Source organism: Aminobacter sp. P4_D5 (assembly GCF_056401815.1).
Window position 1 is genome coordinate 1 of the sequence record NZ_JBFUIP010000663.1, and the last position, 734, is coordinate 734.

Here is a 734-nt window from a genome sequence, read left to right on the forward strand (position 1 = left end):
ATGTGGTGGCGCGCACCTGGTACGGCTTCCTCGTTCCATCGGCGACGCCGGCGGCTGTGCAGGCGAAGCTGGAAGAGGCGTTCGGCAGCCTCGCCGGTGTGGAGGAGGCGCGCCGCGCCTTCACCGAGGACGACCTGGAGCCGCGCTTCACCGGCTCCGCCGAATTCGCCCGCTTCCTCCAGGAGGAGCAGGCCTATTGGACTCCCGTCTTCCGCGAACGGAACATCCAGCCATGAACGCCCCGCGCATCCACCTGCCCTCGCCCGACGAGATGAACGCGGCCCAGCGCGACCTTTACGACCGCATCCTCGCCAGCCCCACGCGCGGGATGAACGGCCCGCAGCGCGCCAATATCCACAGCCCCGAGCTGGCCGAGGCCTGGTGGCGGCTCGGCGACACGCTGCGCAGCCGCACGGTGCTGCCGCCCAAGCTGACGGAGCTCGCGATCATCGTGGTCGGGCGGCGCTGGAACAGTCAGGTGGAGTTCCATGTGCATGGCGCGGCGGCGGTGAAGGCTGGGCTGGATACGGCCATCGTCGAAGCCATCCGCGTCGCCGCGCCCCCGCCGATCCGGGATGCCGAGGAGCGCGAGGTCTACGAATTCGCGCGCCAGATCCAGGTGAACGGCGAGCCCGACGACGCCAGCTATGCCGCCATCCTGGCACGCTGGGGAGAACGCGGCGTGGTGGAGCTGACCGCGCTGATCGGCTTCTACTGCATGGTCTCGATTGCGC

At 69.6% G+C, this 734-nt stretch carries 2 protein-coding genes; both read left to right on the forward strand.

All coding sequences use genetic code 11. The annotated features are described in order from the left end of the window. A partial coding sequence (locus AC1DWF_RS34180; RefSeq protein ID WP_476842924.1) for a tripartite tricarboxylate transporter substrate-binding protein occupies positions 1-236 on the forward strand: 236 nt, incomplete at its 5' end. Continuing rightward, a partial coding sequence (locus tag AC1DWF_RS34185; RefSeq protein WP_476842925.1) for a carboxymuconolactone decarboxylase family protein occupies positions 233-734 on the forward strand: 502 nt, incomplete at its 3' end. The genes AC1DWF_RS34180 and AC1DWF_RS34185, both read left to right, overlap by 4 nt.